A 17,104-nucleotide genomic window follows, 5' to 3' on the forward strand; every position below is an offset into this window, starting at 1 on the left:
ATGACTGTACAAGAAATTTCACGAGTAATCGATGGCAAACGCGTTATTGTGAAGAAACCTGAACTGTTAATCCCTGCGGGTAACTTAGAAAAATTAAAAGTAGCTATCCATTACGGGGCAGATGCTGTATATTTAGGTGGACAAGAATTTGGTCTTCGTTCGAATGCAGGTAACTTTACACTGGAAGAAATGGCAGAAGGTGTGGAATTCGCAAAGAAATATGGAGCGAAAATATATGTAACAACAAATATCTTTGCACATAATGAAAATATGGACGGGCTAGAGGAATATTTAAAAGGGATTGAAAAAGCTGGCGTAACGGGAATTATCGTTGCTGATCCGCTTATTATTGAGACTTGTAAACGTGTAGCACCTTCTGTTGAGGTGCATTTAAGTACACAACAATCACTATCCAACTGGAAAGCAGCACAGTATTGGAAAGAAGAAGGTTTACATCGTCTTGTATTAGCTCGTGAAGCAAGCTATGAAGAAATGAAAGAAATTAAAGAAAAAGTGGATATTGAGATTGAAGCATTCGTCCATGGTGCAATGTGTATCGCATATTCAGGAAGATGTACGTTAAGTAACCATATGACAGCGCGTGATTCTAACCGTGGTGGTTGTTGTCAATCTTGCCGCTGGGACTATGATTTAGTTCAAACAGTATCACAACATAAAGATGCAAAAGAGCTTCCTCTATTCCAAGAAGAAGATGCTCACTTCGCGATGAGTCCAAAAGACTTAAATTTAATTTTATCAATTCCGAAAATGATTGAAATTGGAATTGATAGCTTAAAAGTTGAAGGACGTATGAAATCAATCCATTACGTAGCGACTGTAGCGACAGTATACCGTAAAGTAATTGATGCATATTGTGCGGATCCTGATAACTTTGAGTTTAAGCAAGAATGGTTAGATGAGCTTGATAAATGTGCAAATCGTGATACAGCTCCTGCATTCTTTGAAGGGGTTCCAGGACATCAAGAGCAAATGTTTGGAAATCATAGTAAGAAAACAACGTATGATTTCGCTGGTTTAGTGTTAGATTATAATGAAGAAACGGGCATCGTAACGATTGAGCAACGTAATCATTTCAAACCAGGACATGAAGTGGAGTTCTTTGGACCAGAAATAGAAAACTTTACGCAGACGGTGGAGAAAATTTGGGATGAGGATGGAAACGAATTAGATGCAGCGAGACATCCGTTGCAGATCGTGAAATTCAAAGTGGATCAACCAGTGTATGTGAATAATATGATGCGCAAAAGCATACTTCAATAAGAAAGAGTGATAGTCGAATGGGGACGAATAAGCCTGTTGTAATTGGAATTGCTGGTGGTTCAGGGTCAGGTAAGACAAGTGTAACGAAAGCGATTTTTGACCATTTTAAAGGTCATTCCATTTTAATCTTAGAGCAAGATTATTATTACAAAGATCAAAGCCATTTACCAATGGAAGAACGTTTAAAAACAAATTATGATCATCCATTAGCGTTTGATAATGATTTGTTAATTGAACATTTGCAGCAGTTGCTTGCATATAAACAAGTAGATAAACCTGTATATGACTATACATTGCATACGCGTTCAGAAGAAATTATTCCAGTTGAGCCGAAAGATGTAATCATTTTAGAAGGAATTCTTATTTTAGAAGACCCACGTCTTTGTGAGTTAATGGACATTAAGCTATTCGTTGATACAGATGCGGACCTTCGTATCCTGCGCCGCATGCAGCGTGATATTAAAGAACGCGGTCGTACGATGGATTCAGTTATTGATCAATATGTAAATGTTGTACGTCCAATGCACAATCAATTTATTGAGCCTTCTAAGAAGTTTGCGGATATTATTATCCCTGAAGGTGGACAAAACCACGTTGCAATTGATATTATGGTTACAAAAATTGCAACAATTCTTGAACAAAAAGTAAATTTGTAATAGCATAGTAAAAGATATACGATAGGAAGGGATTTTTTCCCTTCCTATCGAATACAATGAAACATGCAACCTCATCTATATATAGGTGAGGGCATATTTATATCAACTTTCCATACATATCTTCTTTATATAAAGAAGAATTGGAAATACGGGGTTGTATGTGACAACTCCGCTAGTACAGGCGTGCTAGAAACCTCCGCTCTCTATATAAGCGGGGGAGTTTTCATATGGAACTCCTCTTTTTTTCGGGGGATTGGTATATAAAAGGAGTGGAAAATATGGCAACAGAAAAAACATACCCTATGACGCAAGAGGGTAAGCAAAAACTAGAGAACGAACTTGAGGATTTAAAAACGGTAAAACGTAAAGAAGTTGTAGAGCGCATTAAGATTGCACGTAGCTTCGGAGATCTTTCTGAGAACTCTGAGTATGATGCAGCGAAAGATGAGCAAGCGTTCGTAGAAGGACGTATTACACAATTAGAAAACATGATCCGTAACGCAGTTATCATCACAGATAATGGCGAAGAATCTACTGTTGTTACATTAGGTAAGACAGTAACATTTAAAGAATTACCAAATGGAGATGAAGAAGCTTATACAATCGTAGGTAGTGCGGAAGCAGACCCATTTGAAGGAAGAATTTCTAACGATTCTCCAATCGCGAAAAGCTTATTAGGTAAGCAAATTGGTGAGAAGGTAGCAATCCAAACACCAGGTGGAGAAATGCAAGTAGAGATTATCTCTGTAAAATAATTAAAAATCACTCGTGTAAAAGCGAGTGATTTTTTTATTTGTATAAAAGATGAAACACTCCGTCCAAACTATAATAGACGAGGTGTTTTTTTATGAAAATAAAACGGAGAATTACAATTGTTTTAATTTGTTTTATATGTGTCATGTTTATATTACTTTGTCGTTTAATTCAAATACAAATTATCGATACGGAATCATTTACGGATCGTAAGATTAATTTAATTGAAAAAAGTGTTACACAGCGGACGCAATCCATTACGTTAGATGATGGACGAGGCCATTTTATAGATCGTAATGGTCAGGAAATAGGTGAGAAAAAGTATCCTGTTTTAATTATTTTTCCCTTTCTACAAATAAAAAATGACATGTTAGAGAAGATTGCGCATATCATTGGTATGTCGAGACAAGAGATTGAAAGTCAAATGAAAGATAAGAAAAGTGCATTTATTATGCAAAGAGGAAATGGACCATTTCGCTTGGCACGAGAGCAGATGGAGAAGGTGAATCAATTAAATGTATTAGGCATTGTAGCAGCTGAAGTTCGTTTGCGGCAAACTAGCGTGATGAATCATTTAATTGGCAATGTGGGTGAGAATGAACGAGAATTTCAAAAACGGTACGGAGAAGTAAGAAAAATTTCAAAACAAACGCCGATTGGCATTTCAGGATTACAGCAAGCATTTGATGAATTTCTTTTGACTGATGGAGAGGCAAAAGTATTGTATCAAGTGGACCGGCAAGGAGAACCGATTTTTGGAAAACAAGCGAAATATACATCACCTGGAAATCCATTTTATCCAGTGACGATTCAAACTACTTTACATAACGAGTTACAGAAGAAAGCAGAAGAAGTAGTTGAAGCAAGTGAAATAAAGAAGGGAGGATTAGTGCTACTTGATGTAAAGAAAAATGAAATTTTAGCGATGGTCAGCAAACCATCTGTACAGGTGAAAGATGAGAGTTTATATAAAAATACACTTGAAAATCAAATGTTAACACCACATTTTCCCGGTTCTGTTTTTAAAACAATAGTTGCAGCGGCAGCGCTTGATCAAAATGAAAATGTTTTTAATCGCACATTTAATTGTAATAAAGATTTATATGGTGAAGACCACCCAAAAGTTATGATGGGTACACTTAGTTTTAAAGAGAGTTTTGCTAGAAGCTGTAACAGGACATTTTCAGAGTTAGGCAACGAGTTAATACAAAAGGATAGGATGGTGTTAGAAACTTATGTAGCGGCTTTAGGAGGCGCTGATAAGGTTGGATGGAGAGGTTCTGTATTTCATGCAACTCATTTTGAACAAATGCCAGAGGAGAAGAGTATTACGATTTGGCGGAGTGAAGGAGATAAGAATAGTAAAAAGGCGGTAGCGCAAACCGCAATTGGACAGAAAGATGTACGCATGTCACCTCTAGCAATTGCAAATATGATGGCGACGATTGCTAGAGGTGGAGAAAAGATGGAAGTGAAAGCTGTTGAAAAAATAATGTATAAAAACGGAACGGACTTTTATACATTTGAAGACCATACATTAGGTGGGAAACAGCTTTCATATGAAACAGTGAAAACATTACAACAGTTATTAAGGAGCGTTGTGACAACGGAGAAAGGCACAGGAGCAGCATTCAGTTCATTACCATTAAGTGTTGCGGGAAAATCTGGGACAGCGCAAACAGGAAAAGGAACGAAAGAGAATCGTTGGTTTGCAGGTTATTTTCCATATGAAAATCCAAGATATGCTTTAGTTGTTGTGGATGTAGAAACGAGTAGCAATGTAAATGCAGTTACACCTATTTTTAAAGCGATTGTAGAATCAATCTATCGATTAGAGAATGAAAAGTAATCTTGCAATTCATAGTGAAATGTTTTCATTTCGTGAAAATATTATTGTAGATGTTCAACCTTTCTAGATTTAATGTTACAATAGCAAGTATGAAAAACTGCATGGAGGTTTGAAGAATGGCAGGAGGATCTAGATTCCAACAGAAACAACAAAAACGTCGTCAAAACGGTGTTTTAAATATTGCAATCGCTATTGTACTAGTAGCAGTAGCTATTGTAGCATATCAATTGTTTGTTCCTGATACGAAAGAGCAAGCGTCTTCTAGCGATAAAAAGGTGTCTCAGCAAACAACGAAAGAGAATAAGTCTGAGAAAGCTAAAGGCAAAGAAGAGACGAAGAAGAATGAACAAGAGAAAACAGAGGCTAAGAAGAAAGAAGAAGAAGAAAAGCTAAAGGCTGAAGAAGAACAGAAAAAAGCTGAAGAAGAAGCGAAAGCTAACGAGAAAGTACCAGCTGAAAAAACACAGCCAAAGGCAACTGACGCTTATACGAAATCTTCTTGGAAGCCAGTAGGAACAGAGCAAGGTGCAACACCTGCGATGACGTTTAAAAAAGGTACAGCAGATTGGAATGAGATGAATCAAGCGATTTCAGCTGCAATTGACGTTCCGGTAGAGCAATTAATTATTCATCGAATCGGAAATAACGGTAAGAATAAAGCTTACGGTAACGTACAAGATAAACAATCAGGTAAAAGATATTATGTAAATATTGATTGGGTAGAGAATGAGGGCTGGAAACCAGTACTTGTTCAAACTCTAAACTAAAAAAGAGAAGCTCCTTAGGAGCTTCTCTTTTTTAGTTAGCGTAATTTCTTTAATTTAAAATGAACAACTGCGCTATAATATGGTCTTTTGCTTTCAGGATCCATAACCATTTGATGTGAGATGTGATGAACTTCAAGCATAAGTGCTTTATTATTATCGATTTGTTCACTAATTTTTCGTTCTAAAGAAGCTAAGTCTCCCGCTTCAAAAAATTCTACTTTATCTTCTAACATTTCAAAGGTAAATGACATGAAGACGGCCCCTCTCCTATGTAATCAACTATAGTGTAACAAAGAAAAGAAGGAAATACCATGTACATTTTAATTGACATTTATAGAAAGAGGGAATATCATACTGATAAAACCGATAAGAAAAAGGGGAATTTTTATGGGTACAGAATTTAATGGTTTATTTGATGAGTGGGCTCATACGTACGACTCATTTGTACAAGGTGAAGATATACAATATAAAGAAGTTTTCGCCCATTATGAGGACATTCTAGAGGATGTAGTTAACAAGTCATTTGGTAATGTATTAGAATTTGGTGTTGGTACTGGTAATTTAACAAATAAATTATTACTTGCTGGCCGCACAGTTTACGGTATAGAACCGTCACGTGAAATGCGCATGATTGCAAAAGAGAAATTGCCAAAAGAGTTTTCCATTACAGAAGGTGATTTTCTTTCGTTTGAAGTCCCAAATTCAATTGATACCATAGTAAGCACCTATGCATTTCATCATTTAACAGATGATGAAAAAAATGTAGCGATTGCGAAGTATAGTCAATTGCTAAACAAAGGTGGTAAAATAGTCTTTGCTGATACGATATTTGCAGATCAAGATGCATATGATAAAACTGTTGAAGCAGCAAAACAAAGAGGTTTTCATCAGTTAGCAAACGATCTGCAAACGGAATACTATACACGTATTCCAGTTATGCAGACTATTTTTGAAAACAATGGCTTCCATGTAACGTTTACAAGATTAAATCATTTCGTGTGGGTAATGGAGGCAACTAAGCAATAGAAAGAGGGATTAGATTGAGAATTGCTGTAATTGGAGCAATGGAAGAAGAAGTACGTATTTTACGTGACAAATTAGAACAAGCAGAAACAGAAACGGTTGCGGGTTGTGAATTTACGAAAGGACAATTAGCAGGACATGAAGTAATCTTGTTAAAGTCTGGTATTGGTAAAGTAAATGCAGCGATGTCAACGACAATTTTATTAGAAAGATATAAGCCTGAAAAAGTAATCAATACTGGTTCAGCTGGTGGATTCCATCATTCTCTAAATGTTGGAGATGTCGTTATTTCAACAGAAGTTCGTCACCATGACGTAGATGTAACAGCATTTAACTATGAATATGGTCAAGTACCAGGAATGCCGCCTGGATTCAAGGCTGATGAACCATTAGTTGCATTAGCTGAGAAATGTATGCAGGCAGAAGAAAATATTCAAGTTGTAAAAGGTATGATTGCAACAGGTGATTCATTTATGAGTGATCCGAATCGCGTTGCAGCCATTCGTGATAAATTCGAAAATCTTTATGCAGTAGAAATGGAAGCAGCAGCTGTTGCACAAGTATGCCACCAATATGAAGTTCCGTTTGTTATCATTCGCGCACTTTCTGATATTGCTGGTAAAGAATCAAATGTTTCATTTGATCAATTTTTAGATCAAGCAGCTCTTCATTCTACAAACTTTATTGTAAAAGTATTAGAAGAGTTAAAGTAATGTAACCAAAAGGCAACTGTCTCATATAAAGAAAATACATACAGTTGCCTTTTCTTTATTGGCAAATAAGGGGGAGAACACGATGAATGTATATCGTGGAGTTCATGAGTTAATTGGTCATACACCAATTGTGGAAATTACTCGTTTTTCACTTCCAGAAGGGGTCCGTTTATTTGCAAAGCTTGAATTTTATAATCCAGGCGGAAGCGTTAAGGACCGGCTAGGAAGAGAATTAATAGAAGATGCGCTAGAAAAAGGGCTTGTTACAGAGGGCGGAACAATTATTGAACCGACTGCTGGAAATACTGGTATTGGACTGGCACTTGCAGCGTTACAACATGATTTACGCGTTATTGTTTGTGTACCAGAGAAATTTAGTATTGAAAAACAAGAATTAATGAAAGCACTAGGTGCAACGGTCGTGCATACACCGACTGAGCAAGGGATGACCGGTGCAATTGCAAAAGCGAAAGAGTTAGTAAATGAAATACCGAATTCATACTCTCCAAGTCAGTTTGCGAATGAAGCAAACCCTCGTGCTTATTTCAAAACACTAGGTCCTGAACTTTGGTCGGCACTTAACGGAGAGATTAACATATTTGTTGCAGGAGCAGGAACTGGCGGAACATTTATGGGGACTGCATCTTATTTGAAAGAAAAAAATATAGATATAAAAACAGTTATTGTGGAACCAGAAGGATCCATTTTAAATGGTGGTAAAGCTGGCTCACATGAAACCGAAGGGATTGGCCTTGAATTCATCCCGCCATTTTTGAAAACATCTTATTTTGATGAGGTTCATACAATTTCTGATCGAAATGCATTTTTACGAGTGAAAGAATTAGCACAAAAAGAAGGATTGCTCGTTGGGAGCTCTTCAGGAGCAGCGTTTCATGCAAGTTTACTTGAAGCAGAGAAAGCGGCGCCAGGTACAAATATTGTAACGATTTTTCCTGATAGTAGTGAGCGCTATTTAAGTAAAGACATATACAAAGGATGGGAATAAAAAATGAGAGCAAAGACAAAGTTAATTCATGGTATTCGCATAGGAGAACCTTCAACTGGATCTGTAAATGTACCGATTTATCAAACGAGTACGTACAAACAAGAAGCAGTTGGTAAGCATCAAGGATATGAATATTCACGTACAGGAAACCCAACACGTGCAGCTTTAGAAGAAATGATTGCTGTATTAGAAAACGGTCATGCTGGTTTTGCATTTGGCTCAGGAATGGCGGCTATTACAGCTACGATTATGTTGTTCTCAAAAGGTGACCACGTTATTTTAACAGATGATGTGTATGGTGGAACGTACCGCGTGATTACGAAAGTATTAAACCGCTTCGGTATTGAGCATACATTTGTAGATACAACAAACTTAGAGGAAGTCGAAGAAGCGATTCGTCCAAATACGAAAGCAATTTATGTAGAAACACCAACGAATCCATTACTAAAAATTACTGATATTAAAAAAATATCTACTCTTGCTAAAGAGAAAGATTTATTAACAATTATTGATAACACATTCATGACGCCATATTGGCAGTCGCCGATCTCTTTAGGAGCAGATATTGTACTTCATAGTGCAACGAAATATTTAGGAGGTCATAGTGACGTAGTTGCAGGTTTAGTAGTTGTAAATAGCCCGCAATTAGCAGAAGACCTTCACTTTGTACAAAACTCAACAGGAGGTATTCTTGGCCCGCAAGATAGCTTCTTACTACTTCGTGGTTTAAAAACATTAGGAATTCGAATGGAAGAGCATGAAACGAATTCACGCGCAATTGCTGAGTTTTTAAATAATCATCCAAAAGTAAATAAAGTATATTACCCAGGTCTTGCATCACATCAAAACCATGAATTAGCAACAGAACAAGCAAATGGATTTGGTGCTATTATCTCATTTGATGTAGATAGCGAAGAAACATTAAATAAAGTACTTGAGAGATTACAATACTTTACACTGGCGGAAAGTTTAGGAGCAGTAGAAAGTTTAATTTCTATCCCATCTCAAATGACACATGCATCAATCCCAGCAGATCGTCGCAAAGAACTAGGAATTACAGATACATTAATTCGAATTTCTGTCGGTATTGAAGACGGAGAAGATTTAATTGAAGATTTAGCACAAGCGTTAGCATAGTAAAAATGCACTGCTAGTATAGGCAGTGCATTTTTATTACATTATTTTGTGAAATAATTCACAAAATAGACAAACACAAATGAAATAAATTCATGTATATTAAGTTCATGAAGTGTTACTCACGAATAAACTTGTGAAATATTTCACAAACAATGAGGTTCATGTAGGAAAGCAATTCTATTTTTTTTTGCGCTAATCGGGACTGATTATGACCTATAGGGTCTTATTTAGTCCAAGATAGCAGAATAGGAGGAATTTACATGGTAGTCAAAGAGAAAGTTGTAAATGAAATGCAGGAAGTAAAAGAGATGATTGATACGTTAGTGAATAACGGTCGGAAGGCTTTACAAGCATTAGAAAGTTTTACACAAGAGCAAATTGACAACATTGTTCATGAAATGGCATTAGCAGGTGTTGATCAACATATGCCTCTTGCGAAGTTGGCTGTTGAAGAAACAGGTCGTGGTGTATACGAAGATAAATGCATTAAAAATATTTTTGCTACTGAATATATTTGGCATAGCATAAAGAAAGATAAAACAGTAGGGATTATTCACGAAGACCCTCATGAAGAAATAATAGAAATTGCGGAGCCCGTCGGTGTAGTAGCTGGGGTAACACCAGTAACGAATCCAACATCGACAACAATGTTTAAAGCATTAATCGCGATAAAAACGAGAAATCCAATTATTTTCGCATTTCATCCTTCAGCACAAAACTGTTCTGTTGCAGCCGCGAAAACAGTATACGATGCAGCGGTGAAGGCGGGGGCACCAAAACATTGTATTCAGTGGATTGAAAAGCCTTCTGTCGAAGCAACGAAACAATTAATGAACCATGAAGGTGTTGCGCTTGTTTTAGCAACTGGAGGGGCTGGTATGGTGAAATCAGCTTATTCTACTGGAAAACCAGCGCTAGGTGTAGGTCCTGGTAATGTACCATGTTATATAGAGAAATCAGCGCATATAAAACGAGCGGTTAATGATTTGATTTTATCAAAAACGTTTGATAACGGGATGATTTGTGCATCAGAACAAGCAATCATTGTAGACAAGGAAATTTATGATGATGTGAAAACAGAAATGATTACAAATGATTGTTACTTTGTAACAGAGGAAGAGAGAAGAAAATTAGAAAAGCTTGTTATTAATGAAAATACATGTGCAGTAAATAGTGATATTGTAGGGAAATCTGCACAGTATATTGCCGAATTAGTTGGAATTACTGTACCTAAAAATACAAAAATGCTTGTAGCTGAAATACAAGGCATCGGAGCCGCATATCCACTATCTCGTGAGAAGTTAAGTCCAGTATTAGCTTGTGTAAAAGCAAATTCATTAGAAGAAGGATTTACATATTGTGAAGAAATGTTAAACCTCGGTGGCTTAGGGCATTCAGCAGTTATCCATTCTGTAAATAAAGAAGTGCAAAAGCAATTTGGATTACGTATGAAAGCTTGCCGCCTTATTGTAAATGCTCCTTCATCACAAGGTGGAATCGGTGACATATATAATGGATTTATTCCATCACTTACGCTTGGCTGCGGTTCCTACGGGAAAAACTCGGTTTCTCAAAACGTAACAGCGACGCACTTATTAAATATAAAAAGGTTGGCAAATAGAAAAAAGAATATGCAGTGGTTCAAATTACCACCAAAAATTTATTTTGAAAAACATGCGACAGCATATTTAGCAAATATGCCTAACATTTCACGTGCGTTTATTGTAACGGATCCAGGAATGGTTGAGCATGGATATGTAGATACGGTCGCGCATTATTTACGTAAACATGCAAATGATGTGAAAGTAGAAGTTTTCTTTGAGGTTGAGCCAGATCCATCAGATGAAACTGTTTTTAAAGGTGCGGAAATGATGAGAAGTTTTCAGCCTGATGTCATCATCGCACTTGGTGGTGGTTCAGCGATGGATGCAGCGAAAGGGATGTGGCTTTTCTATGAGTACCCAGAAACAACATTCTATGGAATTAAACAGAAGTTTTTAGATATAAGAAAACGTACATGTAAATATCCGGAATTAGGAAGTAAGGCGCAGTTTGTTGCCATTCCAACAACATCTGGAACAGGATCAGAAGTGACACCATTTGCGGTTATTACAGATAAGAAAAATAATATAAAGTATCCACTTGCCGATTATGAATTAACGCCAGATGTAGCAATTGTTGATCCGCAATTTGTAATGACAGTACCACCACATGTAACAGCAGATACTGGGATGGACGTATTAACGCATGCAATCGAGGCATATGTGTCTGTTTTAGCAAATGATTATACAGATGGATTAGCATTAAAGGCCATTGATCTCGTATTTAAATATTTACCAAGAGCATTTAAAGATGGACATGATGAAGAAGCACGAGAAAAAATGCATAATGCTTCTGCAATTGCAGGGATGGCATTTGCAAATGCATTCCTAGGTATTAATCACAGTTTAGCGCATAAAATTGGACCAGAATTCCATATTCCGCATGGACGTGCGAATGCAATTCTTATGCCGCACGTAATTCGTTATAATGCTATTAAGCCAAGAAAACATGCATTGTTCCCAAAATATGAGCACTTTGTGGCTGATGAACGCTATGCACATATTGCGAGAATGCTCGGGCTACCAGCAAGTTCGGTGGCAGAAGGTGTAGAATCACTCGTCAAAGCAATTATTGATCTCGGAAAAAGTTTAAATATAAATATGAGTATTGCGGGACAAGGAGTTGCTAAAGACCAATTTGAAGAGGTTGTTGGATTATTAGCAGAAAGAGCTTTTGAAGATCAATGTACAACAGCTAATCCGAAATTACCTCTCATTTCAGAGCTGAAAGAAATTTATATGAAAGCATATAAAGGTGAGTAATGGTTATGAAAGAGTCGCAGTAAAGCGGCTCTTTTTCTTTTGGAAAACATCTCCCAGAATGGCTGTATTTACTTGTCTTTAAGTTTAGTAGAATATGATACAGTGAAATGGAGGAGTGAGAATATAATGAAAGAATTACAAGAGAAAATAGAAGATTATACTCGGTTCGGACAAATTCTTCTCGCTGTAAGTACATTGTTAATGGTTGGCTTATTGATTCCAAGTGGAGCAAAAGAAACATCACAACCTTTTGTTATGATGGGGAGCATTGTTATATTTTTAAGTTTATCCTTCTTTTTCTTTCAGCGTGTGAAAGTGATGCGAGACGAGTTAGAGGGAAACGAATGTGAATAATATTGATAAATAGAGCGTTACAAAAAGAAGGAATCTTTTTTGTAACGCTTTTTGTTTTTCTAGAAAATGTATGCGTTTTATATTGACAATGATAATCCTTATCAATTAAAGTAGAATAGTAGTTAATGATTATCATTATCAATTAGAGGTGAAAGAATGAAAAAATCTATTACGCTATTCACAGCGATTTTATCTATTTTTTTCTTATTAATAGGTTGCAGTGCAAAAGGAGACGAAAAAGCATCGGCAACAAAAACAGAAAAAGGAAAAGAGAAAATAGAAGTTACCGACCTGTCAGGAAGAAAGGTGACATTCGATAAAGTGCCAGAGAGTTTTGCGACATTAAGTATGGGAGACATGAATATTATTCATGCTTTAGGCGGAAAAATAGTAGGTCGTCCGGATGCAAAAATAACTCTTCCAGAGGATATAAAGAAAATACAAGTAATCGGGAATGCACATCAGCCAAATTTTGAGCAAATTGCTAGCTTAAAGCCTGATGTACTTATTGCTAACAATGGATTTCAAAAGAACATTCCAACGGTGGAAGGACAAGGAACGAAAGTAATGATTTCTTCTGCGAATTCTGTACAAGATATTCAAAAGAATATTGAGCTATATGGAACGATAATGAAGAAAGAAGATAAAGCAAACGAACTTAATCAAAAAATTAATGTTCAAATGAAGAAATATGAGAAAAAGAGCGATGTGAAAGCACTGCTAGTGTATGGAGCACCAGGTACATATTTAGCCGCATTACCAACCTCTTTATCAGGTGATATTTTAGAAAAGACAGGCGGAAAAAATATCGCTGCTGATTTTCCAGAAATGAAGGAATATCCGCAATATGCGCAGCTAAGCGTAGAACGCATTATTGAGGCAAATCCAGATGTGATTTATTTAATTACACATGGAGATCCAAATAGTGTTAAAAAAGCATTTGAAGGTGAAATGATGAAAAATGAAGCATGGAAAAATTTAGATGCAGTAAAACAAAATCGTGTAGTTATTTTGCCACCTGACTTATTTGGATCAAATCCTGGAACAAAAGTTACAGAAGCGATGGACTTTATGTATAAAAGTATACAAGATGTAAGGAAATGATAAGTATGGAAAGTAGTGAAGTAGTAAGGGAAGAGGAACATCCTTTTGCGAAAAAAAGATGGATCATAGCAGTTAGTTTAGTTATATTAACGATTTTAGGTCTTTTTTACGGCCTTTTCGCAGGAAGCTTATCCTTTTCTTTACGAGATATTCTAACAGGGATACAAGATGAAGGGTCGACAGTTCATCGAATTGTATGGGACCTTCGTATACCAAGAGTGCTCGTTGGATTTATAGTAGGAACATGTTTAGCTGCATCAGGTGCATTATTACAAGGAGTTATGAGAAACCCTCTTGCAGACCCCGGTATTATTGGGGTTTCATCTGGAGCAGGCCTTGTAGCAATCGTAATTATGATTTTATTCCCTCAGCATATGGCTTTTTTACCGCTCGGGGCGTTTTTAGGAGCTTTCATAACGGCGATGATCATTTATGCTTTATCATGGCAAAAAGGGGCGCCACCTTCAAGAATTGTCTTAGTAGGCGTGTCAATCAATGCATTAATTGGTGCAGCAACATCAGCGTTAATGTTATTGCATAGTGACAAAGTACAGTCCGTGTTACCGTGGTTAGCAGGTGGCATTGGTGGTGTGAGCTGGGCACATTTAAACATGATTATTTATTATGCAATATTCGCTATTATATTGGCTTTCTTTGGTATCAAGCATATTCGAGTATTAATGCTTGGAGATGAAATGGCGAAATTATTGGGGCATAACGTGGAGAGAAGCCGGTTTTATTTAATAGTAGTAAGTACATTATTAGCTGGAATTGCGGTGAGTGTTTCTGGTCTTATTGGATTTGTCGGTCTCGTCGTACCACATATGTTACGTTTATTAGTTGGGAATGACTATAAATATTTACTGCCATTATCATGCCTTGGCGGAGGAATATTACTTGTTTTCGCAGATGCGATAGCTCGAAGTTGGTTCGATCCAATTGAATTACCTGTCGGTATTTTATTATCCTTCTTAGGCGGTCCGTTCTTCTTATATTTAATTCATAGGGGAGGCAAGCAACGTGATTTCCGTTAACAAAGTGTTTTACGCACATTCTGAAAGATTTCAAATGCAAAATATGAATGTACATATTAAAGCTGGAGAGGTCGTTAGTTTAATTGGACCGAATGGGTCAGGGAAATCTACTTTGCTTCGTTTAATGGCAAGACTACTTAAACAGAGCGAAGGAGATATCGTTTTAGATGGAAAAAGTATTCATACGATGAAAAGTGCCGATGTAGCGAAGCAATTAGCGATGTTACCACAAATGCATGATCATCAATTAGATTTAACAGTGAAAGAATTAATCGAATTTGGAAGAGGCCCTCATAAATCATGGAGAGGTCGCTTAAATAAAGAAGATGAAGAAATTGTTGATTGGGCATTGTCTGTTACAAATCTTGAAGGATATGAATATCGTCTTTTACAATCTTTATCAGGAGGGGAAAGACAACGCGCTTGGATTGCAATGACGCTAGCACAACGTACGAACGTCTTATTATTGGATGAGCCAACAACTTTTTTAGATATCGTTCATCAGTTGGAAGTAATGGAACTTGTGAAACGACTAAACGAGGAATTTGGTATGACAATTATAATGGTTTTACATGATATTAACCAAGCGGCTCAATATAGTGATCGTTTACTCGTATTAAAGCGAGGGAAGCTTCAGTATGATGGTGTACCAGAAGAAGTGTTATGTCATGAAATGTTTCAACATATATTTGGCATAGAGGTAGATATTTTTCAAGGAAGCGAAAAGCCATTTTTTACACCGAAACGAATTTCTAAAAAAGGAGGAGCAAAATGCGAACAGAAGAACGTTTTACCACTGAGTTAGTAAGGGAATTTGTTATGGCAGCTCACGGAGATTTAGAAAAAGTACAAGAACTGTTGGCTGAATCGCCAAGTTTACTTCATGCCTCTTACAATTGGGGTGGGTCAGATTGGGAAAGTGCGTTAGGAGCAGCGGCACATGTAGGGCGTAAAGATATTGCTCTTTACTTATTAGAAAAGGGTGCTCGAATGGATATTTTCGCGGCCGCTATGCTGGGAGAAATAGAAGTTGTACAAGCTATTTTAGTAGCACAACCAGAAGCATTACGTGCATCTGGTCCACATGGTATTTCTCTTCTTCAACATGCACGAATGGGTGGAGAAAAAGCACAGCGTGTATTTGACTACTTAACGGTGCTTTCTTACTGACCGCCAAAGTTCTTATGTGCGGTAAACTTTTCACTTTTATATAATTGGAAAGTTTACCGCCCGTTGGAACGGGATAAGTATCTAGTGTATTTGAAAATCCTACACCCCCCTCAATTGTAGTTTTCTTTATGCTAGTTATGATATGGATGCAGTAGACAATATTTGTCTACTGCCTTTTTTAAATTCTTTTGAGATTGAATATTCTGTATTTGAACGTTAGTTCATTTATAATAGATAGTAACATTTAGTATGGATACAAGACGTGAGCGTGTAATTAAATAAAAATTCGTGGGAAGGAGTACAGAAATGTTTCATACAGATCGTTTACAAATTCGCAAATATACAATGGATGATTTACAGTTCTACGCTTCACTATGGGGAAATGAGAAGGTAATGCGTTATATTGGAAATGGGACGTTAAAAACATATATGCAGTGTAAAAAAAGTTTGGAGGAGTGGGTGATTCCTAGCTATAAAAACGGTCTCGGTTTATTTGTATTAATTGAAAAGAAAACGGGAATACGAATTGGTCATGCAGGATTAGTGAAGCAACAAATAGATGGAAAAGAGGAAATTGAAATTGGTTATTGGTTATTACCTCAGTATTGGGGAAAAGGGTATGCGAAAGAAGCAGCAGCAGCATTTCGAGATTATGGCTTCCAAGCGTTACGAATGAATAAATTAATCTCTCTTATTAATCCGGACCACCCCGCCTCAATCTTTGTTGCCAGAAAAACAGGGCTTAGTTATGAGAAAACAACTTCATTTCATGGGATCGATGTTCTCGTTTATTCTATTAGGCGTGTTGGATGAAAAAAGGTAAATTGCATCTTTTGAAGAATGGTATATAAAAATAAAGGGGGGATTACATGTACATTTATCATAATGGACTTATTATTCGTGAGGGAACGAATGGTGTACCTGCATATGCAATTAAGACTTTATTTGAAGATGCCGGTTGGAGCAATGAGAATATCCCTTCTTGGCAAATTGAAAAATTTACGATAGCATTTGAAAATTCAACATGGGCATTCACAATTTGGGATGAAGAAGAGATGATTGCAATGGTTAGAGTCATTTCTGATGGAATCATGGTCGCGAACATAGTAAATTTAGTTGTGAAATGTGAATATAGAGGGAAGGGATTAGGTAAGAAACTTGTCGCTCTTTGTTTGCAAAAATTGCCACATGGTGACTGGTTTGCACATACTTCTGCGAATAATTTTGATTTTTATAGAAGTTGTGGTTTTGAGGTGAGAGAGTTATCGAGAAATGGAACATGTGCGTACTATGGATATCAAATAGCCAAAAAAGAGGGGCACCGATAAGGAGAAAAAGTAGAACAGAAAAAGGCTTACTATTTTAATAATATAAACTCAACTAAGATTCATTT

18 protein-coding genes are annotated in these 17,104 nt (G+C 36.7%); 17 read left to right on the forward strand and 1 reads right to left on the reverse strand.

Going from position 1 to position 17,104, the window contains the following annotated elements; all coding sequences use genetic code 11:
* The 5 genes from AC0L0O_RS02675 (at position 1) to AC0L0O_RS02695 (ending at position 5,306) form a co-directional block, all read left to right on the forward strand.
* A complete protein-coding gene (locus tag AC0L0O_RS02675) occupies positions 1–1,281 on the forward strand; it encodes a peptidase U32 family protein (protein ID WP_000217969.1) in 1,281 nt (426 codons plus the stop codon).
* Positions 1,282–1,298: 17 nt separating this feature from the next.
* On the forward strand, positions 1,299–1,937 hold the full coding sequence (udk, locus tag AC0L0O_RS02680; protein WP_000537085.1) for a uridine kinase: 639 nt from the start codon (positions 1,299–1,301) through the stop codon (positions 1,935–1,937).
* Positions 1,938–2,215: 278 nt separating this feature from the next.
* The gene (gene greA, locus AC0L0O_RS02685; RefSeq protein ID WP_000179966.1) at positions 2,216–2,692 is read left to right on the forward strand and encodes a transcription elongation factor GreA; all 477 of its coding nucleotides are present in this window, start codon (positions 2,216–2,218) and stop codon (positions 2,690–2,692) included.
* A 92-nt stretch (positions 2,693–2,784) separates the two neighbouring features.
* Positions 2,785–4,539, forward strand: coding sequence for a peptidoglycan D,D-transpeptidase FtsI family protein (locus tag AC0L0O_RS02690; protein ID WP_000695123.1), 1,755 nt, complete (start codon positions 2,785–2,787; stop codon positions 4,537–4,539).
* A gap of 116 nt (positions 4,540–4,655) precedes the next feature.
* Positions 4,656–5,306, forward strand: coding sequence for a YrrS family protein (locus AC0L0O_RS02695; RefSeq protein WP_000897111.1), 651 nt, complete (start codon positions 4,656–4,658; stop codon positions 5,304–5,306).
* A gap of 35 nt (positions 5,307–5,341) precedes the next feature.
* On the opposite strand, the gene AC0L0O_RS02700 is transcribed toward AC0L0O_RS02695, so the two are convergent.
* Positions 5,342–5,557, reverse strand: coding sequence for a YrzA family protein (locus AC0L0O_RS02700; RefSeq protein ID WP_000010984.1), 216 nt, complete (start codon positions 5,555–5,557; stop codon positions 5,342–5,344).
* Between the two features lie 136 nt (positions 5,558–5,693).
* Here AC0L0O_RS02700 and AC0L0O_RS02705 point away from each other — a divergent pair, with 136 nt between their 5' ends.
* From AC0L0O_RS02705 to AC0L0O_RS02760, 12 genes are all read left to right on the forward strand, one after another.
* Complete coding sequence (locus AC0L0O_RS02705; protein ID WP_000536319.1) at positions 5,694–6,332, forward strand: class I SAM-dependent methyltransferase; 639 nt, start codon at positions 5,694–5,696, stop codon at positions 6,330–6,332.
* A 14-nt stretch (positions 6,333–6,346) separates the two neighbouring features.
* Positions 6,347–7,042: a 5'-methylthioadenosine/S-adenosylhomocysteine nucleosidase gene (mtnN, locus tag AC0L0O_RS02710; protein ID WP_001217042.1), complete on the forward strand. Its 696-nt coding sequence runs from the start codon at positions 6,347–6,349 to the stop codon at positions 7,040–7,042.
* An 82-nt stretch (positions 7,043–7,124) separates the two neighbouring features.
* Positions 7,125–8,048 (forward strand): O-acetylserine dependent cystathionine beta-synthase, encoded by a 924-nt coding sequence (locus AC0L0O_RS02715; RefSeq protein WP_001103860.1) that lies wholly within the window; start codon positions 7,125–7,127, stop codon positions 8,046–8,048.
* 3 nt (positions 8,049–8,051) lie between these two features.
* The gene (locus AC0L0O_RS02720) at positions 8,052–9,185 is read left to right on the forward strand and encodes a bifunctional cystathionine gamma-lyase/homocysteine desulfhydrase (protein WP_001201906.1); all 1,134 of its coding nucleotides are present in this window, start codon (positions 8,052–8,054) and stop codon (positions 9,183–9,185) included.
* 260 nt (positions 9,186–9,445) lie between these two features.
* Positions 9,446–12,049 carry a bifunctional acetaldehyde-CoA/alcohol dehydrogenase gene (adhE, locus tag AC0L0O_RS02725; protein WP_000260484.1) on the forward strand — a complete coding sequence of 868 codons (2,604 nt, stop codon included), beginning with the start codon at positions 9,446–9,448 and terminating at the stop codon, positions 12,047–12,049.
* A 126-nt stretch (positions 12,050–12,175) separates the two neighbouring features.
* Positions 12,176–12,403, forward strand: a complete 228-nt coding sequence (locus tag AC0L0O_RS02730) for a YrhC family protein (RefSeq protein ID WP_000661445.1) — start codon at positions 12,176–12,178, stop codon at positions 12,401–12,403.
* 156 nt (positions 12,404–12,559) lie between these two features.
* Positions 12,560–13,507: a helical backbone metal receptor gene (locus AC0L0O_RS02735; protein WP_000748469.1), complete on the forward strand. Its 948-nt coding sequence runs from the start codon at positions 12,560–12,562 to the stop codon at positions 13,505–13,507.
* Between the two features lie 5 nt (positions 13,508–13,512).
* Positions 13,513–14,541: a FecCD family ABC transporter permease gene (locus tag AC0L0O_RS02740; protein ID WP_000445949.1), complete on the forward strand. Its 1,029-nt coding sequence runs from the start codon at positions 13,513–13,515 to the stop codon at positions 14,539–14,541.
* Entirely contained in the window at positions 14,528–15,346 is an 819-nt protein-coding gene (locus tag AC0L0O_RS02745) for an ABC transporter ATP-binding protein (RefSeq protein ID WP_000626544.1), read from the forward strand. Before AC0L0O_RS02740 ends, AC0L0O_RS02745 begins: the two co-directional genes overlap by 14 nt.
* A complete protein-coding gene (locus AC0L0O_RS02750) occupies positions 15,313–15,711 on the forward strand; it encodes an ankyrin repeat domain-containing protein (RefSeq protein ID WP_473785642.1) in 399 nt (132 codons plus the stop codon). Before AC0L0O_RS02745 ends, AC0L0O_RS02750 begins: the two co-directional genes overlap by 34 nt.
* Before the next feature lie 306 nt (positions 15,712–16,017).
* Positions 16,018–16,524 carry a GNAT family N-acetyltransferase gene (locus AC0L0O_RS02755; RefSeq protein WP_000469134.1) on the forward strand — a complete coding sequence of 169 codons (507 nt, stop codon included), beginning with the start codon at positions 16,018–16,020 and terminating at the stop codon, positions 16,522–16,524.
* 56 nt (positions 16,525–16,580) lie between these two features.
* Positions 16,581–17,039: a GNAT family N-acetyltransferase gene (locus AC0L0O_RS02760; protein ID WP_000276123.1), complete on the forward strand. Its 459-nt coding sequence runs from the start codon at positions 16,581–16,583 to the stop codon at positions 17,037–17,039.
* Positions 17,040–17,104: the final 65 nt, after the last annotated feature.

The sequence above is a fragment of the Bacillus sp. GS3m_15504 genome, assembly GCF_055825275.1.

Excerpts from the sequence above, each read along its gene's own strand:
- AC0L0O_RS02730 (WP_000661445.1), top strand. The coding sequence starts at position 12,176 with ATGAAAGAATTACAAGAGAAAATAGAAGATTATACTCGGTTCGGACAA.
- AC0L0O_RS02720 (WP_001201906.1), top strand. The coding sequence starts at position 8,052 with ATGAGAGCAAAGACAAAGTTAATTCATGGTATTCGCATAGGAGAACCT.
- AC0L0O_RS02755 (WP_000469134.1), top strand. The coding sequence starts at position 16,018 with ATGTTTCATACAGATCGTTTACAAATTCGCAAATATACAATGGATGAT.
- AC0L0O_RS02700 (WP_000010984.1), bottom strand. The coding sequence starts at position 5,557 with ATGTCATTTACCTTTGAAATGTTAGAAGATAAAGTAGAATTTTTTGAA.
- AC0L0O_RS02740 (WP_000445949.1), top strand. The coding sequence starts at position 13,513 with ATGGAAAGTAGTGAAGTAGTAAGGGAAGAGGAACATCCTTTTGCGAAA.
- udk (WP_000537085.1), top strand. The coding sequence starts at position 1,299 with ATGGGGACGAATAAGCCTGTTGTAATTGGAATTGCTGGTGGTTCAGGG.
- greA (WP_000179966.1), top strand. The coding sequence starts at position 2,216 with ATGGCAACAGAAAAAACATACCCTATGACGCAAGAGGGTAAGCAAAAA.
- AC0L0O_RS02695 (WP_000897111.1), top strand. The coding sequence starts at position 4,656 with ATGGCAGGAGGATCTAGATTCCAACAGAAACAACAAAAACGTCGTCAA.
- AC0L0O_RS02690 (WP_000695123.1), top strand. The coding sequence starts at position 2,785 with ATGAAAATAAAACGGAGAATTACAATTGTTTTAATTTGTTTTATATGT.
- adhE (WP_000260484.1), top strand. The coding sequence starts at position 9,446 with ATGGTAGTCAAAGAGAAAGTTGTAAATGAAATGCAGGAAGTAAAAGAG.
- AC0L0O_RS02705 (WP_000536319.1), top strand. The coding sequence starts at position 5,694 with ATGGGTACAGAATTTAATGGTTTATTTGATGAGTGGGCTCATACGTAC.
- AC0L0O_RS02715 (WP_001103860.1), top strand. The coding sequence starts at position 7,125 with ATGAATGTATATCGTGGAGTTCATGAGTTAATTGGTCATACACCAATT.
- AC0L0O_RS02735 (WP_000748469.1), top strand. The coding sequence starts at position 12,560 with ATGAAAAAATCTATTACGCTATTCACAGCGATTTTATCTATTTTTTTC.
- AC0L0O_RS02760 (WP_000276123.1), top strand. The coding sequence starts at position 16,581 with ATGTACATTTATCATAATGGACTTATTATTCGTGAGGGAACGAATGGT.
- AC0L0O_RS02675 (WP_000217969.1), top strand. The coding sequence starts at position 1 with ATGACTGTACAAGAAATTTCACGAGTAATCGATGGCAAACGCGTTATT.
- AC0L0O_RS02750 (WP_473785642.1), top strand. The coding sequence starts at position 15,313 with ATGCGAACAGAAGAACGTTTTACCACTGAGTTAGTAAGGGAATTTGTT.